This window comes from Rubrivirga aquatilis (genome assembly GCF_046845665.1).
In the GTDB taxonomy this organism is placed as follows: domain Bacteria; phylum Bacteroidota; class Rhodothermia; order Rhodothermales; family Rubricoccaceae; genus Rubrivirga.
The window spans coordinates 1728276-1750399 of the sequence record NZ_CP177355.1; the positions used below are offsets into that span (position 1 = coordinate 1728276).

Consider the following 22124-nt stretch of genomic DNA (forward strand, 5'->3'; position numbering starts at 1 on the left):
GGCTACGGCAGCCGCTCGCCCTACGGCAGCCGCTCGCCAGCCGGCACGTCGGTCGACATCGTGTTCTCGGCGGGCGGCAACGGGCACGAGTACGACACGTTGTAGACGCAGTAGGGGTGATACGCCCGGTTGAGGTCGAGCGCGTAGCGGCCCGTCGGCTCCAGTTCGAGGTCGAGGTAGCGCCCGCCGCCGTAGGTGGCGTCGCCGCTGGTGGCGTCGCGGAAGGGGACGAACAGGCGCGTGTCGCCGACCGACTCGAAGGCCTCCAGCCGCCGCTGCACGCCGTCGAGCGTGAACACGAGGTGGCCGGCCGTCACGTGGCGTTGAAGTGCGCCGGTCGTCGTCGGGAAGTTGACCGTGTCGCGTGTGAGCGACGGGACGAGCACGGCCGGGACGGCGTACGCAGGGTCGTAGTCGAAGTACGGGATGCCGTCGAAGCCCGGCAGGTCCTCGGGGACGAGCGGGGAGACCTCGGAGCGGAACAGCGAGTCCCGAGCGGCGACCCACTGGGTCCAGCCCGCCCGCAAGGCCGTGCGGTCGAGGTCGGCGGCCGGGTCGGGACCGCAGGCGGCGACCAACCCGGCCAGGGTCCACACAGTCAGCAGGAGGCGGGCGCGGGGCACGGGAGCGGGGGGCGACGTGCAGAAGCTACGCCGCCTAGATTGGCTACCCCGCCACGCCCGACCCCATGCTCCGCCCCATCTTCGCCGCCGCCCTGCTGACGGTGGCCGCCGCTCCGGCGATCGCCCAGATCGCGTTTGTCGAAGAGGCCTTGCCCGGCATCCGGTTCCGCAACCCCGTCGGCGTCGAGATGGCGCCCGGCCAGCCGGACCGCCTCTACATCGTCGAGCAGGGGGGGGGCACGGCCGCCTCGCGCGTCCGCACGGTCGTCCCGGGCGACGCCGCCCCGACCGTCTTCGTCGACGTGTCCGACCGCGCCGCCGCCGGTGGCGAGGCGGGGCTGCTCGGGCTCGCGTTCCACCCCGAGTACGAGACGAACGGGCGGGTCTTCCTGTCCTACACCGCCGACGTGCCTGGCGTCCCGGTCTTCGTCTCGCGCCTGTCGGAGGTCACCCGCTCCGAGGCCGACCCGCTGGTGGCCGATCTGAGCACCGAGCGCGTGGTTCTGGAGGTCGAGCAGCCCGCCGACAACCACAACGGCGGCACGGTCCGGTTCGGCCCCGACGGCTTCCTCTATTGGTCGCTAGGCGACGGCGGCGGCGGCGGCGACCCGTTCGAGAACGGCCAGGACCCGACGACGCTGCTCGGCACAATCGTCCGCATCGACGTGGACGACGTGCCTGAGGGCGAGCCGTACGCGATCCCCGATGACAACCCGTTCGCCGCCACCGATGGGCCCGAGCGCGACGAGATCTTCGCCTACGGCTTGCGCAACCCGTTCAAGTTCTCGGCCCAGGCCAGCGGCGTCTGGGTCGGCGACGTGGGACAGAACAGGTGGGAGGAGGTCGACCTCGTCGTCGCCGGCGGCAACTACGGCTGGAACGAGGTGGAGGGGCCCGAGTGCTTTCGCTCGGGCTGCGATCTCGCGGCCTACGAGCCGCCCGTCGTGTCCTACGACCACGGTTCGCAAGGCGGGTTTTCCATCACCGGCGGCTACGTCGTCGAGGTGACCGACCTCGCCCTCTCGTTCCACTACCTCTACGGCGACTTCGTCTCGGGCCGGCTGTGGGCGCTCCCGCTCGGCTCCGTCGAGCCCATCCTGCTGCTCGAGGCCGTGCCGACCTCCAACGGCGGCCAGCGAGCCCCGCTGATTGCCTCCATCGACCCCGGCCCACAAGGCAACGACATTCTGCTGACCGACTACGGGGGGACGATCTACCGCCTCGTCATCGCCGGGACGGCAGGGGAGAGCGGCCCGGCCCGCGGCCCGGCGCTGGCACTGGCGGGCCCGAGCCCCTTCCGCGACGCCACGGCCGTCCGCGTCGAGGGCGCCGGCGCGGTCCGCGTGTCCGTCGTCGACGTGCGAGGCCGCGAGGTGGCGGTGCTGCACGACGGGCCCGCCCGGGACCGGCTTGTGGTCGATGGGCGGGCGCTGGCGCCGGGGGCGTACGCCATCGTCGCCCGGAGCGCGGCCGGCACGACGGTCCGCTGGGTGGTCCGTGCCCGGTGACCTCGTTGAGCCGGCAGCCGTTCCGTCGATACATCCACGCCCGCTTCCCGCTCCGATGACGCTGCGCCCCACCCTTCTGCTCGCCACCCTGTCCATCGCAGCCCTCGGCATCGTCGTGGGCGCGCCCGGCATGGCTGTGGCGAACTCGTCGGGCTCGAACCCCGGCTTCGCCGGCAACCTGACGCGTGGCGACGGCTCGCCCCAGACCTGCAACGTGTGCCACTCGACGGCCGACTTGAACACGGGGTCCGGCTCCGTCGTCATCGACGCGCCCGCCGCGGCCACCAGCGCCGACGTGGTGCGGATCACGGTCACCGTCGACAACCAGACCGACCCGGCCACGGCCGGCTCGCGCCGCCAGGGCTTCCAGGCGACCGTCCGCGACCCCGCCGACCCGAGCGGGTCCGTCTGGGGGACGCTGGCGCTCGTCGACGCTGCCAGCACGCGATTCTCCGGTTCCGCCGAGGCGTATGTGACCCACACGGCCGGCGGCACGGGACAGACGACGTGGCAGTTCGACTGGACGCCAGGTGGGGAGCGCGTGGGCGCGGCCCGGATCTACGTGGTCGGGAATGCGGCGGACGGCAACGGCGGCTCCTCCGGCGACCTGATCTACACCCAGACCGCCGACGTGCTCGTGACCCCCGTCGCTGCCGACGACGGGCCTGACGCCGCCCGCCTCGGCACGGCGCACCCGAACCCCGCCCGTCGGGGCACGGCCGTCCGATTCGACGCCGTCGGGCTGGGCGAGGCGACGGCCCGCGTGATCGACGCCACCGGGCGGACGATCGGCACGGTGCCGGTCGGGACGGGCGCGTTGGTGGTCGATACCGAGGCGCTGGCGCCCGGGGCGTACACGCTCGTGGTCGACGGCGCGACGCGACGAACGCGCGCGCTCGCCGTCGTCCGCTGACCGCTAGCGGGCGCTACGGGCACGCACGGATTCCGTCAGGGATCGCTGTCGGCAGGGGTTTCAGGCCGGTCGAGGGCTGGCCGATACGAGCCCTCCACCCCGTACCGACCCCTGGCCCCCGCTCCCGACCTGCGGCCCTCCGCTCCGGCGGAGGCCGGCCTCCGCCTGATCGCCGACCGCCTCGGCGTGCCGGCCGCCCTGCTGTTCGCGGCAGGCGCGGGCGGCGCCCTCAAGGCCGTCGCGGGCGTGGGCGGCTGGCGCGGCGACGCGTCGGCGCTGCAGGACCTGGTCGAGGCGCTGGCGGACGGGGAGGGCAGTGGCGACCTGACCGATGCCATTGAGGGCGCCCGGTTCGCGGCGGGCGCCCGGCTCGGAGACGGCGAGGGGGCGCTGGTCGTGCTCGCGCCCGACCCCCGCGAGCCCGACGACGACTGGAACGCGGCGTTCGCGGAGTCGGCCCAGGCCGCCCTCGCGCTCGTCCGCACGGCCCCCGGCGGGACCGATCCGGGCCGTCTGCTCCACGAGGTGTCGATCTACCCCGGCCCCTTCGACGCCCGCCTCGCGCTCGCGCTGGAGCGCATGGCCGGCGCGCTCGGCCTCGACGCCGCCGTCCTCGCCTGGACCGACGAGGGCGCCTGGGCTCCGCACGCCACCTTCGACCCCTCCGGCGCGCTCGTCCCCGTCGGCCCGGTCCCGCTCGCCGAGACGTTCTGTGCCGTCACCACCCAGTCCGACGGCCCGTTCGGCGTCGAGGACGCTGCTGAGAACACCCTCGGCGTGGCAGGCCCTGCCTGCTACCTCGGCGCCCCCGTCTTCGTCGGCGGCCGGTGCGCGGGGACGCTCAGCGCCTTGTCGGGCCGCCCGCGTCGCCGGGGGTTCACCGGCGCCGAGCGGTCGCTCGTCGAGTCGCTGGCGCGGTGGGCCGGCTCGGCCATCGAAGGCCGCCGGACGGCCATCGCACTCCAAGAGCGGGAGGCTGACCTCGCCGCCTTCTTCGATGCCGCTCCGATGGGGATGGGCGTGGCCCGCCTGCTCGACGCCGACGTCGAGTTCGTCCGCGTCAACGCGGCGGGGGCCGCGGCGCTCGGCAGCACCTCCGAGGCGTTGGCCGGCCGCCTCGGCTCCGAGACCTCGCTCGCGAGCCGGCTCGGGGCCCAGTGGCTCCGCGCCTGCCGCGAGGCCCTCGCGGAGGGCCCGGCCCGCCGCTTCGACCTCGACGTCGACGGGCCCGGGCGCCCCCGGACCCTCCGGACGACGGTCTCCCACATCGCCGACGCCGCCGACGGCACGCCGCGCTTCGCGTTCGTCGTGGAGGACGCCACCGATCCCGACGCCCTCGCCGCCGCCAGCCGCGACTCGCTCCTCAAGGACATCGACCGCGAGATCCGCTCGCCGCTCACCTCCATCCTGGGCTATGCCGACCTGCTCGACGAGCACTCCTCGCCCGACGAACTCGCCCAGGTCCGCGACGTGATCTCCCGCGCCGGAGAGCGCCTGCTGGTCGTCCTCGACGACCTCGCGCTCCTGAGCGACGGCGACCTCGTCGGCCACCCGGCCCCGACCGACGTGGTCGCCATCGTGGCCGCCGCCGCCGCCGCCAGCCGCCCGGCCGCCGAGGCCCGCCGCGTCTCGCTCAACCTGTGGTGCACGCTGCCCGACGAGCCGCTCCTGCTCGACGGCGCCCTCTTCGAGCGCGCCGTGCGCATCCTGGTCGGCGGCGCCGTCGCCTCGTCCGACCGGGTCGTCGACGTCCGCCTCTGGGCCGAGGCCGACCGGATCGAACTGTCGGTCGCGGGCGGCGCGCCCGGCGAGACCCCCGGTCTCCACGGCGGGCACCTCCCGCGCATCGCCAAGGCCCTGGGCGGCCTCGCCACGCCCCTCGACGGCGGCGTCGGCTGGAGGCTGAATCTCCCCCGGCGCACGGTCCCCGTCGTCGACCTCGGCTCCGACGGTCACACCGGCCACGCGCCCGAACTGGTTGGGCTGGCGGAGGAGGCTAGAGAAGGGGAGGAGTAGAAGGGTCGACGTGAGGAAGGGCGGCGGCTGGCGGAACGGGGCGGCCGCCCCTCCGCGCTTCTTCTCGTCCCATCCTCTTCTCCTCGATCCCTCTTCTCTTCCGCCCCCCGTCCCTCGGCTAGCTTCCCGGCGCACCGCCAGCGCCCCCGTGGACACGCCCGAGCCGCCCGACGACGCCTTCGTCCCCGCCTACGCCAAGCCCGACGCCCCCGGCGTCCACATGGGCTTCGACAACACCGTCGCCCTCTACCACGTCGTCGCCCCCGACGACTCGTTCGAGGACGCTGCGCAAGCCGTCTTTGGGTTGGTTCAGCAGGCCCAAGAGCAGTTCCCCGGCTGGCCCCGCACGTTCTACCTCGACGTGGCCGGCCACCGCGGCGACGCGGCCGGGTTCGACCCCGACTTCTACGAGTTCCAGCAGGACTTCCTGTTCGCCACCGTCGCCCCCTTCGTGCAGGCGCTGGAGACGCCCGTCACGGGCGGGCTCGTGAACCCGGAGCCCCAGCGGAACGACGTGCCGGACCGGCTCGACATCGGCGACGACACGCGGCCCCACAGCGGCCAGGTCATCGGCGACCACTAGCCGCTGGCGCCCGCGGCCTCGGACAACGATTCTCCTCCCCCAGCCGGGAAGCCCACCCCTGTGATCGAGGTTGGCTGTCGTGTGCGGGCTGGGCGCTCGCCGAGGCGCCGGGTAGCTTGCGCCAGCGCCTTCACCGCCGCCCATGCCCGACGACCCGCTCGCCCTGTTCGCGCGCCTCGGCGCCGCCCTCGCTATCGGCCTGCTGGTCGGCACCCAGCGCGAGTTCCAGCACCGCCACGACGGCGACCCCGAGCGCGGCCCCATCGCCGGCATCCGGACGTTCCCGCTCGTCGCACTCGCGGGCGCGCTGGCGGCCCTGCTCGGCGCCGCGCTCGGCAGCTGGGTGCTCCCCGCGACGGTCGTCGTCCTCGGCGCGATGGCCGTCGCCGCCTACCGCTCGACGGCCCGCAACGGCGACATCGGCCTCACCACCGAGGTGGCCCTCGTGCTGACCGCGCTCGTCGGCGCGCTGAGCGTCACTGGCCCCGTCGAAGTCGCCGCCGGCGTCGGCGTGGCGATGGCCGTGCTCCTCGAGCTCAAGCCCGAGACGCGACGCTTCGTCCGCGCCCTCAACGACGACGACGTGTCGGCCGCCCTCAAGTTCGCTGCCGTCACCGCCCTCGTCCTGCCCCTCCTGCCCGACCAGACGTATGGCCCGGCGCCGTTCGACGTGGTGAGCCCCTTCAAGGTGTGGCTGATGGTGGTGTTCATCTCCGGGATCTCGTTCCTGGGCTACGTCTTGGTCAAGATGCTGGGCCCCGAGCGCGGGGTCGGCCTCACCGGCATCGTCGGCGGGCTGGCGTCGTCGACCGCCGTCACGCTGACGTTCGCGGAGCGGAGCCGGGGGCAGGCCGCGCTCGCGTCGGCGCTGGCGCTGGGCATCGTGCTGGCGTGGACGGTCATGTTCGCGCGCGTGCTGGTCGAAGCCGCCGTCGTGAACCCGGCGTTGCTGCGCGCCGTGTGGCCAGCCATCGCGGCGGGCGGCGTTGCCGGGCTGGCGTACGCCGGCGTCCTGTGGTGGCGCGGGCGGTCGGAAACGGACGAGTCCGAAGAAGGGGAGGGGCAGCGCCAGTTCACGAACCCGTTCGAGCTCAAGAGCGCGCTCGCGTTCGGGGCGCTCTACGCCGTCATCCTCGTCGGCTCGAAGGCCGCCGAGATGTACCTCGGCACCGCCGGCCTGTACGCCTCCGCCGTCGCCAGCGGGCTCGCCGACGTGGACGCGGTGACGCTGTCGATGGCCGAGCTGAGCGCAGACGGCAGCCTCCCCGTCGAGACGGCCGCCCGTGCGGTCGTGCTCGCCGCCGCCAGCAACACCGTCGTCAAGGGCGGGATCGTGCTCTCGGCCGGGGCCGGCGCGCTCAAGAAGGCCATCGCGCCCGGCGTGGCCGTCATCCTGGCTGCGATGCTGGCGGTCGGGTTCCTGCTGTAGGGACTCGCCGCCCCTCCGTGCGGCCGCTGTGGGAGGGAGCCCGCCGGTGCCGATATCTTCGGCGCTCGCTCCCGTCTCCCCTATGCGCTCCGTCCTCGCCGCCCTCGCGGTCCTCGCCGTCGTCGTCCCCGCCGCCGCGCAGGACCGCCCGACGCTCACCGTCGACCTCATCACCCAGCGGCCCGAGACCTGGGTCGGGTCCTGGCCCAGCGAGCCGTTCTGGACCGTCGACGGCGACGCGGTCTACTTCCGCTGGAACCCCCAAGGCGCCTTCCCGGCCGACTCGCTGTACCGCGTGGCGCCGACCGGCGGAGCGCCCGAGCGCGTGGCCCCGGCCGAGCGCCGGGCACTCGCGCCCCGCTTCGGCGGCGCCCCCGGTCGGGAGACCGCGCCCGACGGCCGCGTGGTCACGTCGAGCGGCGGCGACCTCACCGTCTATCACCCTGGCACGGACCGCGTCGAGCACGTCACGCGCACCGCCGACCGCGAGTCGTCGCCCGTCTTCCTGGCCGACGGCTCGCTCGTCTACCGCTCCGGCGACGCCCTCTTTCAACTCGCCGACGGCGGTGTCCGCCAGCTGATCGACCTCCGCGAGGGGAAGGAGCCCGGCGACACCGAGCCCGGGGAGGCCGAGGCCTACCTCCGCGACCAGCAGCGCCGCCTGCTCGACGTCGTGCGCGAGGGCGTGCGCCGCGACTCGCTGGCGGAGATCGAGCGCGAGCGCGACGCCCCAGACGCCCCGCCGGTCTACTACATCGGCGACCGCGAGGTGGGCGCCCTCGATGCGGACGCCAGCGGACGGTTCGTCGCCTTCACGCTTGCTGACGACGTGGACGCCGAGCGGACGCGGATGGTCGACTACGTGACCGCCAGCGGCGTCGCCGAGGAGATCCGCGCCCGCCCCAAGGTCGGCGGCCCGCGCGTCGGGGCCGACTTGTTCGTGATGGACACGGACAGGGACACGACGCTCCGCATCGACCTCTCGACCTTGCCCGGCGCCTTCGACGCACCCGACTATTCCGACGCCGCCACCGACTCGTCGCGCCAGTTCTTGCCGTTCCTGGCCTGGAGCCCGACGCCCGGCGTCGCCGTCGTGGACATCCGCACGGTCGACAACAAGGACCGCTGGCTCGTCCGGCTCGACGCCGAGACCGGCGCGCTCCGGGTCCTGGATCGCCAGCGCGACGAGGCGTGGGTCGCCGGGCCCGGCATCTCGTGGTGGGGCGGCGGCAGCGCGGGCGGCTTCCTGCCCGATGGGCGCTACTGGTTCCACTCCGAGCGGACCGGCTGGAGCCACCTCTACGCCGCCGACCTTGGCACCGGCGCCGTGACGCCGCTCACCGAGGGCGCCTTCGAGATCGAAGAGGCGACGCTTTCGGCCGACGGCTCGTTCTGGGTGCTCGAAACGTCGGAGGGCGACCTCGGCCAGCGCCACGTCTGGACCATGCCGAATGCGCCCGACGGCTGGGCGGACCGCCAACAAGTCACCGAGGGCGTCGGCAAGTGGGACGCCGCGCTCTCGCCCGACGGCACCCGGCTCGCGCTGCTCCACTCGTCGTCGACGCGCCCGCCGGAGGTCTACGTCCAGCCGCTCGGCGGCGACGCGACGCAGGTGACGGACTCCGTCAACCCGGAGTGGACGGCCTACCCGTGGCGTGAGGCCGAGATCATCGAGGTCCCCGCGAGCGACGGCGCGATGGTGCCGGCGCGGATCTACCGGCCCGAGACGCCGAACGGCGCGGCGGTCCTGTTCGTCCACGGCGCGGGCTACCTCCAGAACGCGCACCGCTGGTGGAGCGGCTACCACCGCGAGTTCCAGTTCCACAACCTGCTGGCGGACGCGGGCTACGTCGTCCTCGACCTCGACTACCGCGCCTCCGCCGGCTACGGCCGCGACTGGCGGACGGCCGTCTACCGCCATATGGGCGGGCGCGATCTCGGGGACTACGTCGACGCCAGCCGCTACGTCGGCACCGAGTTCGGCATCGACCCGGAGCGCGTGGCGATCTACGGCGGCTCGTACGGCGGGTTCATCACGCTGATGGCGCTCTTTACCGAGCCCGAGCACTTCGGCGCCGGCGCCGCGATGCGGTCCGTCACGGACTGGGCCCACTACAACGACACCTATACCCGCAACATCCTGAACACGCCACTCCAGGATCCCGAGGCGTACCTCCGGTCGTCGCCCATCGAGTTCGCCGCCGGCCTGGAGGACCCGCTCCTGATGACGCACGGCCTGGTCGACGACAACGTCCAGCCCCAGGACATCTTCCGCCTGTCGCAGCGCCTCATCGAGCTCGGCAAGCGCGACTGGGAGCTGGCGATCGCGCCGGTCGAGCCCCACGGCTACCGCGAGCCGACCTCGTGGGCCGACAAGCTCTCCCGCATCCTGGACCTCATCGAGCACACCGTTGGCCCGGAGCGCGGCGGCGACCCGACCGAGGGCTGAGCCCTGCTGGCGGAGCCGAGCCGGAAACGTCTGAACTGTCGGAAACATGACCCCTCCCCCCGGCTGGGGCTGATAGGGGGGCGTCAGTGGCCGTGGATCTTTCAACATGCCGTCTATTCCCGCGCACGCGGGAATGACGGCGGATGGGGTTTGAGAGCGATACCAACCGCTATCACCCCGCTGGGGGGAGGGGACTGAGAAGAGCGAGGTCGCCCGCCCCGTCCTTGCTGGCGCCAGCCCCTCTGGGCCTCTATCGCGCGGCCATCACGGCCAGCGCGGCCACCAACCGGTCGACGTCGGCGGGGGAGTTGTAGAGGGCTGGCGTTACGCGGACGCAGTCGCCGTTGGCGATCCCTCCGCGCTGGACGGTGAACAGGCCGAACTCGTCTTGGAGCGTGTCCGAGATCGCGAGGTTCGCCTCGCGTGAGCCGCGCCCGTGCAGCCGGAAGCTGGTGATGGCGCCCACCAGGTCGGCGTCGTCCGGGGTCAGGATGTCGACGCCTGGGATCTCGCGAGCGGGGGCCACCCACGAGTCGCGCAGGAAGCGGAGCCGCGCCGCCTTCCGCTCGACCCCGATGGCGTCCTGGAAGTCGAGGGCGTCCGGGACCGTGAGGACGGCGGCGAAGTTGGTCGTGCCCGTGTGCAGGCGGCTGTCGATGGTCTCCAGGCTGCCCCGGTCGCCATGCGCCCGGTCGATGCCGTCCAACCCCGGCGCCCGGATGTACATGGCGCCGACGCCCACCGGCGCGCCGACCCACTTGTGGAGGTTGAGGCCCACGTAGTCGGCCCCGAGGTCGCCGAGGGCGAGCGGGACCTGCCCGAACGAGTGCGCTGCGTCCACGACCACGTCGACGCCGCGCGCGCGTGCCAGCGCGGCGATGGCGCGGACGGGGTGGATGAGCCCGGTCTTGTTGTTGCAGTGCGTGAGCAGCAAGAGCCGGGTGCCGGGGTTCGCGTCCAAGGCCTGCTCGTAGGCGGCGAGGATGGCTGAGTGCGACGCCGGCTCCGGAATCGTCAGCGTTGCGACGTGGGCGCCGCGCCGCGCCGCGAGCCCGTCCATCGCCCGCTGCATCGCGGGGTAGTCGAGGTCGGCGTACATCACCGTCTCGCCCGCCACCAGCCGGTTGTACTGGCCGATAAGTGCCTGCAGCGACTCCGTCGCGTTGCGTGAGAACGCGATCTCGCCCGGCGCCACGCCGAGCGCCGCCGCCACCCGGTCTCGGGACGCGCGCTCCAATTCGGGATAGTCTCGCCGGGCAAACAGCGAGCTCTCACGGTTTACGCGGTCGGTATGCCGGTGGTAGGCCGCCAGCACCGGCGCGGCCATCATCCCGAAGTAGCCCGCCTCCAGGTTCGTTGTCCGGTCGGTGACGCGGTACTTCTCGGCGATCTGCCGCCAGTAGTCCTCGTCGCTCGCGGCCTCTCGCGGCGGGCCAGTGGGCGGCGTCGGAGGGCTCGCGAGCCGGTCGGCGGTTTGACCGAGCGCGGTCGTCGGCGAGACGGTGAGGGCGGCAGCGGACGCCAGCCCGGCCCGGCGGAGAAAGTCGCGGCGATGGGTCATGCGCCAGGGTACGGCTCCCGCCACTTCTGAGCGATGCGGGCGCTCCGACAGTGGGAGCCATCCCCATCACCGAGCCCCCTCGCCCGTGGAGGAGAGGAGGCTCGGCCGGTCAGCGAACGGTCTCGTGCGTTACAGCGCCACGCGCAAGCGGGTGTAGACGTAGCGACCGAAGAAGCCGAACGGGGAGAACCCGTTGTACTCGAAGATGCCGTTGAAGCTGTTGGCCTTGAACTGGCGCTCCGGGTACACGTCGAACACGTTCGTCGCGCCGAGCGCCAGCTGGATGCCGTCGCGGACCGACGCGTGCGCCTCGAGGTCCGTGATAAAGCGCGGCTCGAAGGTCTGGTCGCGCGCCGGGTCGGCGTTGAGCGACGTGACCTCGCCGTAGCGGTTCGTCCGGACGAAGGCGCCGAAGGGGCCCTGGTCGTAGTCGAGCTGGAGGAGCAGCTTGCTGTCCGGCTGGGCCACCTCGAAGTCGCCCACGCGGACGCGGCCGACCAGGTCGGGCTGGTTGAGGGCCTGGAGCTGCGCCGGGGCCGGCACCACGCCATCCGCGTTGAGGTTCGTGACGCGCGTGTCGGTCACGTTGAGGCCCAACGAGAGCCGCGCCGTGCCCGGGCCGACGGGCTGGCCGTAGCGGCCGATCACGTCGAGCCCGACGGTCTCCGTGTCGAGCGCGTTCGTAAAGAAGCGGCCACCAGAGGCGTTGATGCCCCGGCCCTGCAGGAAGGCGCGGACGGCCGGGTCGGTAAAGTTCTCCGTGAACGTGATCCGGTCCGTGATCTCGATAAAGTAGACGTCGGCCGTCAGCGAGAGGCGTGCGTTCGTGAATGTCGCGCCCGCCGAGGCGTTCAGCGACTTCTCGGCGTCGAGCTGGGTGGCCCCGAGCGCCACGGCCGTCGGGCTCGTCACCGGGAAGGTGCCGACCTCGAAGGGCACGCCATCAATGAAGTTGGTGGCGATGGACGTGAACCACGCCTGCGCCAGCGACGGCGCGCGGAAGCCGGTCGAGACCGCGCCGCGGACGGCGAAAGCCTCGGTGAGCTCCAGCCGCGTGGCCACCTTGGCCGTCAGTGTGTTGCCGAAGTCGGAGTAGGTCTCCGCGCGAGCCGCCGCGCTCAGCAGCCAGCCCGGCAGCACGTCGGCTTCGACGTTGATGTAGGCGGCGCCGCTGTTGCGGCTCTCGTCCTGGGCGCTCGCGGGCTGGAAGCCCGAGAAGCACTGCGAGCCCGGCGACGTCGAGGCGCCCGCGTTCGGGCCGTCGGCGACGAGCCGGCCGCCGTCGAGGTACGAGTTCGGCTCACCGGCCCGCACTTCGTAGTTCTCGTAGCGGTACTCGAACCCGATCCCGAGCCCGAGCGGCGAGGCCGTGCCCACCTGGAAGGCCCGGAACAGGTCGAAGTTGGTCGTCGCCTGCGTGAACGCGAGTGTGCCCGCGTCGAACGCTGTCTGGCCGTCGTTCATCGACGCGTTGTGCGTGTCGGTCATGTTGAACGTGAAGTCGTTCGTGCCGAAGGCCTCGCTGAGGTCGAACGCCCAGCCGCCGGCCGCGCCGCGCACGCCGCCCGCCAGCGCGTAGTCGTTGACGACGGCGCTGATCTTGGGCAGGAAGCCGTCGGGGTACAGGCCGCGGTTCGTCCGGTTGTCCTGCGAGCGCCGGTAAAAGCAGCCGCTCTCGCCGTCGCGCGTGGTCGCCCCGCCGAAGGCATAGGCCTCGACGCCGTTGTCTGTGACCGGGACCTCGGCGTTGGCGAACAGGCTCAGCTCCGTGAAGTCGCCGTTGCCGTAGCGGTGGTTGAGCCGGTCGAACGTCGCCTCGGTGAACTGGGGGTCGAAGCTCGGGTCGTTCTGGAAGCCGTCGTAGTACTGCTGGCGGGGGTCGAGCCCGGCGCGGTTCGTCTCGTCGCGGCGGCGGACCTGGCCGGTCACGAAGACGGTCCCCTTGCCGACCATGGTGCCGTAGCCGACGTGGGCGTTGAGCGTCTGGCCGTCGGTGTAGGTCTCGTCGGAGGGGCCGCCGGTCAGCTGGTAGCCGGCCTCGCCGGGGTCGTCGAAGCTGTAGTCGCCGGCGCCCTCGCCGGGGAGGAGCCCCTCGTCCGGGTCGTAGCCCCGCTGCGTCGTGCTGAGGTACTGGCCGTAGCTGGCGCCCGCGTCGAAGCCGGGCTCGCTCTTGAGCACGATGTTGATGACACCCGCGATCGCGTCCGACCCGTACTGGGCCGCCGCGCCGTCGCGGAGCACCTCGATGCGCGCGATGGCGCCCGGCGGGATGGCGTTGAGGTCGATGCCCGTCGAGCCGCGGCCCACGGAGCCGTTGACGTGGACGAGCGCGGACGTGTGCCGCCGCTTCCCGTTGATGAGCACGAGGACTTGGTCCGGACCGAGGCCACGGAGGGTCGCCGGGCGGACGTGGTCGGAGCCGTCGGTGATGGACGCCTGTGGGGCGTTAAACGACGGGATGACCGCGGCCAGGATCTGCTGGGTGTCGGTAAAGCCCGTCGCCTCGATCTCGGCCGGCGAGATCACGTCGATCGGCACGGCCGACTCGACGACGGTCCGGGCCTCGCCGCGCCCGCCGAGCACGACGAGTTCGTCGGTGCCCACGAAGTCCTCCGCGAGCATGAAGTCCTGCGTCGTGGTCTGGCCCGCGCGGACGACGACGGAGAGGCGCTGCGGGGCGTAGCCCAGGAAGCTGGCGCGCAGCTCGTACGTGCCCGGCGTCGCTTGGAACCGGTACGTGCCGTCGAGCCCGACGGCGCCGCCGACGGCGAGCCCGGCGAGCGAGACGTTGGCGCCCGTCAGGGGCCCGCCCCCCGTGTCGGTGACCGTCCCGGTGATGGTGCCCGTCTGGGCGGAGGCCGCGCTCGCGAGCGCGAGGGCGAAGAGGAGGGTGGCAAGTCGCATAGTCCCGGGGCGTTGGTGGTGAGGAGCAATGGGCCCTCATCCTGGCCACAGGGCGGAGTCTTGGATGCGGGCCGAGGTCTGTGCCGCCGGACGGCGTAGACCGTTATCCCTGGCAACATAGGTTGCGATGTCCTTGTTGTGAAGATTTGTTGTGCTCCGCTCCGATGGCGCCCGCGTGGTGCGTCGGGTTTGGTCCGCGCGCGGCCGGGGCCAGAAGCGATAGGTTGCGGCCCCCACTGCACCCGTCATGGCCCGCCTCGCCCCGCTCCTCGCCGCCCTCATCCTCACGTCCGCGTGCCGCGCGCAGCGGTCGCCGACCTCGCCGCCGGTCCGCGCCGAGAACGGGATGGTGGTCTCGGCCGAGGTCAACGCCTCGGCCGCCGGTGTCGAGGTGATGCGGGGCGGCGGGAACGCCGTTGACGCGGCCGTGGCGACCGGCTTCGCGCTCGCGGTCACGTTCCCGGTCGCCGGCAACGTCGGCGGGGGCGGCTTCATGGTGATCCGGTTTCCCGATGGCACGGCCACGACGATCGACTACCGCGAGACGGGCCCTGCGGCGGCCACGCGCGACATGTTCGTCGACGAGGCCGGCGCCATCCAGCCCGAGCTGAGCCGCCGGGGCGCGCTCGCGTCGGGCGTTCCGGGCGCCGTCGCCGGCCTGCTCCACGCCCACGAGACGTACGGCCGGGCCCCCCTCGCGGACGTGCTGGCGCCGGCGATCCGCCTCGCCGAAGGCTACCCGCTGAGCCGCGAGGAGGCCGAGCTGATGAATGCGTATGCCGACCGGTTCGCGCCGTATCCGGGCACGGTCCGCCACTTTACCCAGCCCGGCGGCTACGCGGCAGGGGAGACGTTCCGCCAACCCGAGCTGGCCGCCGTCCTGCGCCGGATCCGGGACGAGGGGCGCGACGGGTTCTACACCGGCGAGACGGCCCGGCTGATCGTCGCCGAGCAGGAGCGGGGCGGCGGGCTCATCACGCTCGACGACCTCGCCGGCTACCAGCCCGTCGAGCGCGAGCCGCTCGTGGGGACGTACCGGGGCCACCGCATCCTGTCGATGCCGCCGCCGTCGTCGGGCGGCATCGCGCTCATCCAGATGCTCGACGCCGTCGAGCCCTTCCCCGTCGGCGGGCTCGGGTTCAACTCGTCGGCGACGGTCCACCTGATGGGCGAGGCCATGCGCCGCTCGTTCGCCGACCGCGCCCGCTACCTCGGCGACCCCGACTTCGCAGACATCCCGACCGCCGCGCTCGTCGACCCGGCCTACACCGCCCGCCGCATGGCCGACTTCGACCCGACGCGCGCCGACTCCAGCACAGGCGTCGACGGCGGGTTGGCGGAGTCGATGCAGACGACCCACTACTCGGTCGTCGACGACGAGGGCACGGCGGTCTCGGTCACGACGACGTTGAACGGCGGGTTCGGATCGCTGGTCGTGGTCGAGGGCGCCGGGTTCTTTCTCAACAACGAGATGGACGACTTCACGTCCGCGCCGGGCCAGCCCAACATGTTCGGGCTCGTGCAGGGCGAGGCGAACGCCGTCCGGCCCGGCCGGCGGATGTTGTCGTCGATGACGCCGGCGATCGTGGAGGATCCGGAGGGGCGGCTCCGGCTGGTCATCGGGAGCCCCGGCGGCCCGCGCATCATCACGGCGACGTACCAGGCCATTCTTAACGTGATCGACCACGGGATGGACATCCAAGAGGCCGTCGCCGCGCCGCGCGTCCACCACCAGTGGCTGCCCGACGTGCTGTACTACGAGAACCAGGGGCTGGCGCTCGACGCCGTCGTGGCGCTCATCGAGCGGGGCTGGTCCGTCGACGAGTCGGGAGGCCATTGGAGCCGCGTCGACGCCATCGAGGTGGTCTACGACGAGGCGCGGTCCTCGACCGACCCCTCCGGGCTAGACGCCGTCGAGGCGGGCACGGCCGGCCGCCTGCTCTTGGGCGGCGCCGACCCGCGCGGCGAGGACGCGGCGGTCGGGTACTGAGGCGCGTTCGCGGATCGGAGCACCGTCGCCTATGACGTCCCCTCTCCCCTGTGGGAGAGCAGCGACGTTGAGTGCTAGCTCTCACCGCCCGAGACTTGTCATCCTGAGCTTGCGAAGGATCTCAACGCCGAGACCTCACGCCGTTCCGAGCCGGCCCCAACGACTCGAAGGGTGGCGTTGAGGTCCTTCACATTCATTCAGGATGACAAGGTGGGTGCTCTACGCCAAGCACGGAGCAGTCCTGCTTCGGGAGAGAGGGGGACCACGCGTGGCGTCGGCGACGCCAGGGTGAGGGTGGGCATTCGTGATTCCTCAGCGTGTGGGGGGCGCCAGGGGATCGGGCGGCGCCCGAGGGGCGGCACTCATGCATCGCCCATCGTCTGGGCGGGCGAGCCTCCCCGCTCGCTCTGTGAGGACCCCGTGAGGGAAGGGTTATCGAGCCGTTAAACCGTCAGGGCTCACCTGATCTGCACCGGTTCCCCCGGAGGCGGGGGATAGGTTCACGCCGTCCTCCGCGGTGCCCCTCTGGCGCCGAGTCCTCCGACCCCCCCGACCCTCCATGCGTACCTCTACGCTCCGCCTGCTCAGCCTCGCCCTCGCGGCGCTCGCGCTGTTCGCCGGCACCCCCACCGCCTCCGCCCAGGGCGTCACGACGGCCGCCATCAACGGCACCGTCATCGACGAAGCCGGCATCGGCCTGCCCGCCGCCTCGGTCCTCGCCGTCCACGAGCCCTCGGGCACGCGCTACGGCATCTCGACCCGGTCCGACGGCCAGTTCAACCTGCGCAACCTGCGCGTGGGTGGCCCCTACACGCTCACCGTCTCGTTCGTCGGCTACACGACGGTCCAGATCACGGACATCGTCCTCGAGCTGAGTGAGAACCAGCAGATCGACGTGCAGCTGACCCCCGAGAACGCGACGATCGGCGAGGCCGTCGTCGTCGGGCAGTCGAACGCGATCATCTCGTCGTCCAACATCGGCACGGGCACCAACGTCTCCGAGGAGGAGATCGAGCGGCTCCCGACGATCTCGCGGAGCCTGACGGACTTTACGCGCCTGACGCCCCAGTTCTCGCAGGTCGGCAGCGGCAGCGAGGCCGGCACCTCGGTCGGCGGCACCGCCAGCCGGTACAACAACATCCAGGTGGACGGCGCGGCGCTGAACGACGCCTTCGGCTTGGAGAGCTCCGGCTCGCCGGGCGGCTCGTCCGGCACGCAGCCGATCTCGCTCGACGCCGTCAGCGAGTTCCGCGTGGCGATTGCGCCGTATGACGTGACGCAGGGTGGCTTCACCGGCGGCAACATCAACGTCATCACGCGCTCCGGCACGAACACCTTCACGGGCTCGGTCTACGGCCTCGGTCGCAACCAGGACCTCGTCGGCTCCGACACCGACGGCGAGGCCTTCGGCGACTTTACCGACGTGACGTACGGCGGCCGCCTGGGTGGCCCGATCCTCCAGGACAAGCTGTTCTTCTTCGGCAGCGTCGAGATCGGCGACACGAACGAGCCCATCCTGGGCACGTTCAACGACGTCGCCTCCGCCCAGGAGATCCAGTCGATCCTCTCGTCGCAGTACGGCCGCGAGACGGGCACCATCGGCGCCTTCGACGCGGCCACGACCTCGACCAAGCTCTTCGGCCGGCTCGACTACAACCTGAGCCCGGCCAACAAGCTCACGGCGCGGTTCAACTACGTCCAGGGACGTAAGGACGACGGCATCTCGCGGAGCTCCTCGTTCTACACGCTCGAGGACCGCCTCTACACGCGTCAGAACACGAACACCTCGTCCGTCGTCGAGCTCAAGAGCATCCTCGGCCAGAACATGGCCAACCTGTTCCGCGCCTCGCTCCAGACGAACCGCCAGCCCTCCGTCCTGGAGTTCCCGGCGTTCCCGTCCATCGAGATCCGCGGCCTCGGCACCGATGGCCGCTCGACGGTCGTCGCGGGCCCGGACCAGTTCCGTGGCGCCAACAACATCGACGCCGACGTGCTCGAGATCGCGAACGACTTCAACTACTTCGTGGGCGACCACGTGGTGACGGTCGGCACGCAGAACACGTTCTCGCAGTTCTCGAACCTGTTCATCCGCAACTTCTACGGGTACTACCGCTTCAACAACCTCGAGGACTTCCGCAACGCGCGGCCCTCGCGCTACGAGCGGAACTACTCGGCGATCCCCGGTGAGGACCGCCCCCTCGCGGACTTCGCGTACGCCAACTTCAGCGTGTACGCCCAGGACGAGTGGTCCGGCATCGAGAACCTGAAGCTGACGGCCGGCCTGCGCGTCGACATGGCGAACTACTTCGACTCGCCGTCGCAGGCCTACGCCGCCAGCAACGGCGCCTCGTTCGAGAGCCTGTTCGGCTTCGACAACACGGAGGTGCCGAATGGCAACCCGGTCTTCCAGCCGCGCTTCGGGTTCAACTACTCCCTGCCGGAGTCCCAGACCCAGGTCCGCGGGGGCACGGGCCTCTTCAACGGCTCCAACCCGGCCGTCTGGATCTCGAACTCGTTCTCGAACGACGGCACCCTCCTGGGCGGCGTCGCGGTCTTCAGCGCGAACGACATCGCGGCGGCCGGCGGCTTCCGGACCGACCCGGCCAACCAGTACACCGCCGCCGACTTCGGCTTCGCCGAGGGCTCGGCCGAGATCAACCTGACCGACCCCGGCTTCAAGTCGCCGACCGTCTGGCGCTCGAACCTCGCCGTCGACCAGCAGCTCCCGGGCGGCTTCGTCGCCACGGGCGAGCTCCTCTACACCGACGTCGTCGACGGCGTCCAGTGGAAGAGCCTCAACCGGACCCCGTTCGTGCTCGACCCGTCCACGGTCGACGGCCGCACCGGCGTCCGCCGCGCGGCGATCTCGGGCGACTACCAGGACGTGATCGTGCTGACGAACACGGACAAGGGCTACGCGGTCAACGCGACGGCCCAGCTCCAGAAGCCGATCGGCACGGGCGCCATGCCCGCGCTCGGCACGAGCCTGAGCTACACGTTCGGCAAGGTCAACGACATCAACTCGGTGACCTCCAGCCAGGCCCGCTCCAACGTCCGCGACCTCACGGTCGGGCTCGACGTCAACGACCCGCCGTCGACGACCTCGAACTTCGAGGTGGCCCACCGCGTGCTCGCGACGGCCTCGTACCGGATCGCGTATGCGGACCGCTTCGCGACGACGCTCTCGCTGATCTACGACGGCCAGGCCGGCCGCCCGTACTCGTTCGTCTACTTCCGTGGCGACGACCTCAACGGCGACGGGTTCGACCGGGCCGACCTCGCCTACATCCCGGCCGACCGGAGCGAGGTCGAGATGAGCGACGCGGACTACGCCGCGTTCGACGCCTTCATCGAGGCCAACGAGGACCTCCGCAGCCAGCGGGGCCAGATCTTCGAGCGGAACTCGACGCGCGCGCCGTGGCTCCACTTCTTGGACGCCCGCATCGCGCAGAGCATCGAGACGATCACGGGCCAGGACGTCGAGATCACCCTCGACATCCAGAACGTCTTCGACCTGCTCGGCTCCGACCTCGGCGACGTCGAGACGGTGGGCGACCGGTTCGAGCTCGTCGACTTCCAGGGCTACACGGCCGACGGCCGTCAGATCCTGGAGTTCGAGACGCCCGACACGGTGGCTGAGGTCAGCGACTTTGCGTCGCGCTGGCGGATGCAGCTCGGCCTGCGCTACAACTTCTAGCGTTCGACCGACACGGCAAGGCCCGGCGGCCCCGCTCTCTTCGGAGGGCGGGGCCGCCCTCGTTTTAAGGGGTTGTGGTTGGGCATCCCGATCCGCCCCGCGCGGACGGCGGGCACAGGCCGTCACTTCATCCGGGCTCCCTAGCGTCTGCCGGACCTCTGGATACATTGTTCACGTCCGGCCGCCCGGCGGCACACCACCGACTCCACGTTCCATGACGATCCTGCGGGCCGCACGCGCGGCCGTGCTCCTGGCCACCTGCGCCCTGCTGGCGCCCGCCAGCGCTCAGCCCTTCGAGCGCGTCGCCACCGACGTCGGCGACACGGGCCTGTCCCAGACGAACGTGGGGACGTTGGGCCGCCCCGGCGTCCGCAACGACCCCGCCGGGCTCCCGTCGTTCGAGTACCCGCTGGGCTCGGGCGTCGAGCACCTGTTCGAGGCGGGCCTCTGGGTCGGCGGCCGGCGCGGTGACGGTGTCATCACCGTCCGCACCGGTGCCATCACGAGTGGCGGCGGCTACTCGCCGGGCGCGGCGGGCTTCGAGTTCGCGCCCGAGGCCGTCTTCACGCGGCAATCGTCGCTGGCGACGAGCCCCTTTTTCTCGCCCTTCGCGACGAGCCAGCAGGACTTCCTGACGGTCTACTCCGACACGGCGGCTGTCCTGCCGGGCACGAACACGCCGCAGCCCGACGTGCAGAACAAGCTGGGGCTGACCGTCGAGCAGCGGTCGTACGCCTGGAGCTTCCCGTTCACGGAGTACTTCGTGATCGTCGAGTACAAGATCACCAACACGTCCAGCCAGCCCATCGACGACGTCTGGGTCGGCATCTGGGACGACCTCGTCGTCCGCAACGTGGTGACGACGACCGAGGGCGGCGGCGCGTTCTTCAACAAGGGCGCGCGCGGCGTCTTCGGCTACCCCCGCTACGACGCCGACACCGGCGCCTTGCTGGAGGCGGCGACCGACAGCCAGTTCGTGAGCTACGCCTTCAACGCGGGCGGCGTCGAGGAAAGCCTGAACACGTACGGGTCGGTCGCCTTCCTGGGCGCCGAGTGGGAGGACGCCGGGGGCGCCGGGCGGTCCGCCGAGACCCGCTTTTTCCACCCCTTCGTGGCCGACGAGTACGCCAGCCTGGGGCTGGCGTCGCCGGTCTTCAACCCGCGCTTCTGGCTCTTTAGCGACCCCACGCCCGGCCTGTCGCGCCCGGCCGACGACCTCGAGCGCTACGAGCGCATGCAGCAGCCCTTCCCGTCCCCGGCCGGCTTCGACTCGCAAGCCGAGTACCTCGCCGCGCGCGACGCCTTCTACGGCGATGGCACCGGCGAGGGCCAGATCCAGACCGCCGGGCGCGTTGCCCAGGGCAACTGGATCGGGCTCACCTCTGTCGGCCCGTTCCCGTCGCTGGCGCCGGGCAGGAGCGTGACGGCCACGTTCGCGCTCGTGGCCGCCCTCAAGCCCGACGAGTTCCAGACGGTCCCGGCCGGCCGTCAGGCCGACACGGAGGCCTCGCGCGCGCAGCTCCGCAACAACGTCTTCTGGGCCCAGGAGACGTACGCCGGTGAGGACGCCGACTACGACGGCCGCCTCGATCCCGGCGAGGATCTCAACGGGAATGGCGTGCTCGACCGCTTCCTCATCCCGTCCCCGCCGTCGTCGCCGCTGTTGCGCGTGGCGCTGGAGGAGGGCGCGGCCGTGCTCTACTGGGACTCTGCTGCCGAGGGCTCCATCGACCCCGTCACCGGGCGGCAGGACTTCGAGGGCTACCGCATCTACCGCTCCGACCCCGGCGACGACCGGGCGGGCAACGTGCTCGGTGAGGCCGGGCTGATCGCCCAGTACGACCGCCCGGGCAACGACGTGGGCTTCAACAACGGCTTCGAGGCCATCCGCCTGGACACGCCCGCGACGTTCCCCGGCGACCCCGCCACCTACGAGTACCGCTTCGTCGCCGACGGCCTGCTCGACGGCTTCCAGTACGCCTTCTCCGTGACCGCCTTCGACGGCGGCGACGACGTGTCGGGCCTGCGATCGCTCGAGTCGTCGGTCGTCTCGAACGCCGTCCGCGTCTTCCCCGGCCCCGCGCCCGGTGCCGCCGCGACGGTCGGCGTCTTCCCCAACCCGTACCGCGTCCGCGCGGCGTGGGACGGGCCGCTGGCGACCCAGCGCAAGCTGTACTTCACCGGCCTGCCCGCGCGCTGCCAGATCCGCGTCTACACGCTCGCCGGCGAGATCGTCACCGAACTCGACCACGACGCCGACACCTACACCGGCGACATCCGCTGGTTCAACGACTTCGCCGCCGGAGCGCGCGAGGTGGCCGGCGGCACGCACGCCTGGGACCTGCTCTCGGACAACTCGCTCCGGATCTCGTCCGGCCTCTACCTCTTCTCGGTCCAGGATCTCGACTCCGGAGACATCCAGACCGGCAAGTTCGTCATCCTTCGCTAGGC

General features: G+C 71.8%; 12 protein-coding genes. 9 read left to right on the forward strand and 3 right to left on the reverse strand.

Features of this window, described 5'->3' with window-relative positions; translation table 11 throughout:
- Nucleotides 1-20: 20 nt before the first annotated feature.
- Nucleotides 21-623 (reverse strand): DUF1684 domain-containing protein, encoded by a 603-nt coding sequence (locus ACLII4_RS07525; protein WP_412070286.1) that lies wholly within the window; start codon nt 621-623, stop codon nt 21-23.
- A gap of 65 nt (nt 624-688) precedes the next feature.
- Between ACLII4_RS07525 and ACLII4_RS07530 the strand changes: the two genes are divergently transcribed.
- From ACLII4_RS07530 to ACLII4_RS07555, 6 genes are all read left to right on the forward strand, one after another.
- Nucleotides 689-2131 (forward strand): PQQ-dependent sugar dehydrogenase, encoded by a 1443-nt coding sequence (locus tag ACLII4_RS07530; protein ID WP_412070287.1) that lies wholly within the window; start codon nt 689-691, stop codon nt 2129-2131.
- A gap of 55 nt (nt 2132-2186) precedes the next feature.
- Complete coding sequence (locus tag ACLII4_RS07535; protein WP_412070288.1) at nt 2187-3044, forward strand: choice-of-anchor V domain-containing protein; 858 nt, start codon at nt 2187-2189, stop codon at nt 3042-3044.
- A gap of 186 nt (nt 3045-3230) precedes the next feature.
- A complete protein-coding gene (locus ACLII4_RS07540) occupies nt 3231-5060 on the forward strand; it encodes a histidine kinase dimerization/phospho-acceptor domain-containing protein (RefSeq protein ID WP_412070289.1) in 1830 nt (609 codons plus the stop codon).
- A 148-nt stretch (nt 5061-5208) separates the two neighbouring features.
- Entirely contained in the window at nt 5209-5643 is a 435-nt protein-coding gene (locus ACLII4_RS07545; RefSeq protein ID WP_412070290.1) for a hypothetical protein, read from the forward strand.
- Between the two features lie 142 nt (nt 5644-5785).
- Nucleotides 5786-7072, forward strand: a complete 1287-nt coding sequence (locus ACLII4_RS07550; RefSeq protein ID WP_412070291.1) for an MgtC/SapB family protein — start codon at nt 5786-5788, stop codon at nt 7070-7072.
- Nucleotides 7073-7154: 82 nt separating this feature from the next.
- Entirely contained in the window at nt 7155-9521 is a 2367-nt protein-coding gene (locus ACLII4_RS07555; protein ID WP_412070292.1) for a prolyl oligopeptidase family serine peptidase, read from the forward strand.
- Between the two features lie 250 nt (nt 9522-9771).
- On the opposite strand, the gene ACLII4_RS07560 is transcribed toward ACLII4_RS07555, so the two are convergent.
- Together ACLII4_RS07560 and ACLII4_RS07565 are read right to left on the reverse strand one after the other, a co-directional pair.
- On the reverse strand, nt 9772-11082 hold the full coding sequence (locus tag ACLII4_RS07560; RefSeq protein ID WP_412070293.1) for an aminotransferase class V-fold PLP-dependent enzyme: 1311 nt from the start codon (nt 11080-11082) through the stop codon (nt 9772-9774).
- A gap of 129 nt (nt 11083-11211) precedes the next feature.
- Entirely contained in the window at nt 11212-13986 is a 2775-nt protein-coding gene (locus tag ACLII4_RS07565; protein ID WP_412070294.1) for a TonB-dependent receptor, read from the reverse strand.
- A gap of 247 nt (nt 13987-14233) precedes the next feature.
- Here ACLII4_RS07565 and ggt point away from each other — a divergent pair, with 247 nt between their 5' ends.
- The 3 genes from ggt (at nt 14234) to ACLII4_RS07580 (ending at nt 22122) form a co-directional block, all read left to right on the forward strand.
- Nucleotides 14234-15976, forward strand: coding sequence for a gamma-glutamyltransferase (gene ggt, locus ACLII4_RS07570; protein WP_412070295.1), 1743 nt, complete (start codon nt 14234-14236; stop codon nt 15974-15976).
- Between the two features lie 559 nt (nt 15977-16535).
- Entirely contained in the window at nt 16536-19673 is a 3138-nt protein-coding gene (locus ACLII4_RS07575; protein ID WP_412070296.1) for a carboxypeptidase regulatory-like domain-containing protein, read from the forward strand.
- Between the two features lie 214 nt (nt 19674-19887).
- Complete coding sequence (locus ACLII4_RS07580; RefSeq protein ID WP_412070297.1) at nt 19888-22122, forward strand: hypothetical protein; 2235 nt, start codon at nt 19888-19890, stop codon at nt 22120-22122.
- The last annotated feature ends 2 nt before the right edge of the window (nt 22123-22124 follow it).

Excerpts from the sequence above, each read along its gene's own strand:
- ACLII4_RS07530 (WP_412070287.1), top strand. The coding sequence starts at position 689 with ATGCTCCGCCCCATCTTCGCCGCCGCCCTGCTGACGGTGGCCGCCGCT.
- ACLII4_RS07535 (WP_412070288.1), top strand. The coding sequence starts at position 2,187 with ATGACGCTGCGCCCCACCCTTCTGCTCGCCACCCTGTCCATCGCAGCC.
- ACLII4_RS07550 (WP_412070291.1), top strand. The coding sequence starts at position 5,786 with ATGCCCGACGACCCGCTCGCCCTGTTCGCGCGCCTCGGCGCCGCCCTC.
- ACLII4_RS07555 (WP_412070292.1), top strand. The coding sequence starts at position 7,155 with ATGCGCTCCGTCCTCGCCGCCCTCGCGGTCCTCGCCGTCGTCGTCCCC.
- ACLII4_RS07560 (WP_412070293.1), bottom strand. The coding sequence starts at position 11,082 with ATGACCCATCGCCGCGACTTTCTCCGCCGGGCCGGGCTGGCGTCCGCT.
- ACLII4_RS07565 (WP_412070294.1), bottom strand. The coding sequence starts at position 13,986 with ATGCGACTTGCCACCCTCCTCTTCGCCCTCGCGCTCGCGAGCGCGGCC.
- ggt (WP_412070295.1), top strand. The coding sequence starts at position 14,234 with ATGGCCCGCCTCGCCCCGCTCCTCGCCGCCCTCATCCTCACGTCCGCG.
- ACLII4_RS07575 (WP_412070296.1), top strand. The coding sequence starts at position 16,536 with ATGCGTACCTCTACGCTCCGCCTGCTCAGCCTCGCCCTCGCGGCGCTC.
- ACLII4_RS07580 (WP_412070297.1), top strand. The coding sequence starts at position 19,888 with ATGACGATCCTGCGGGCCGCACGCGCGGCCGTGCTCCTGGCCACCTGC.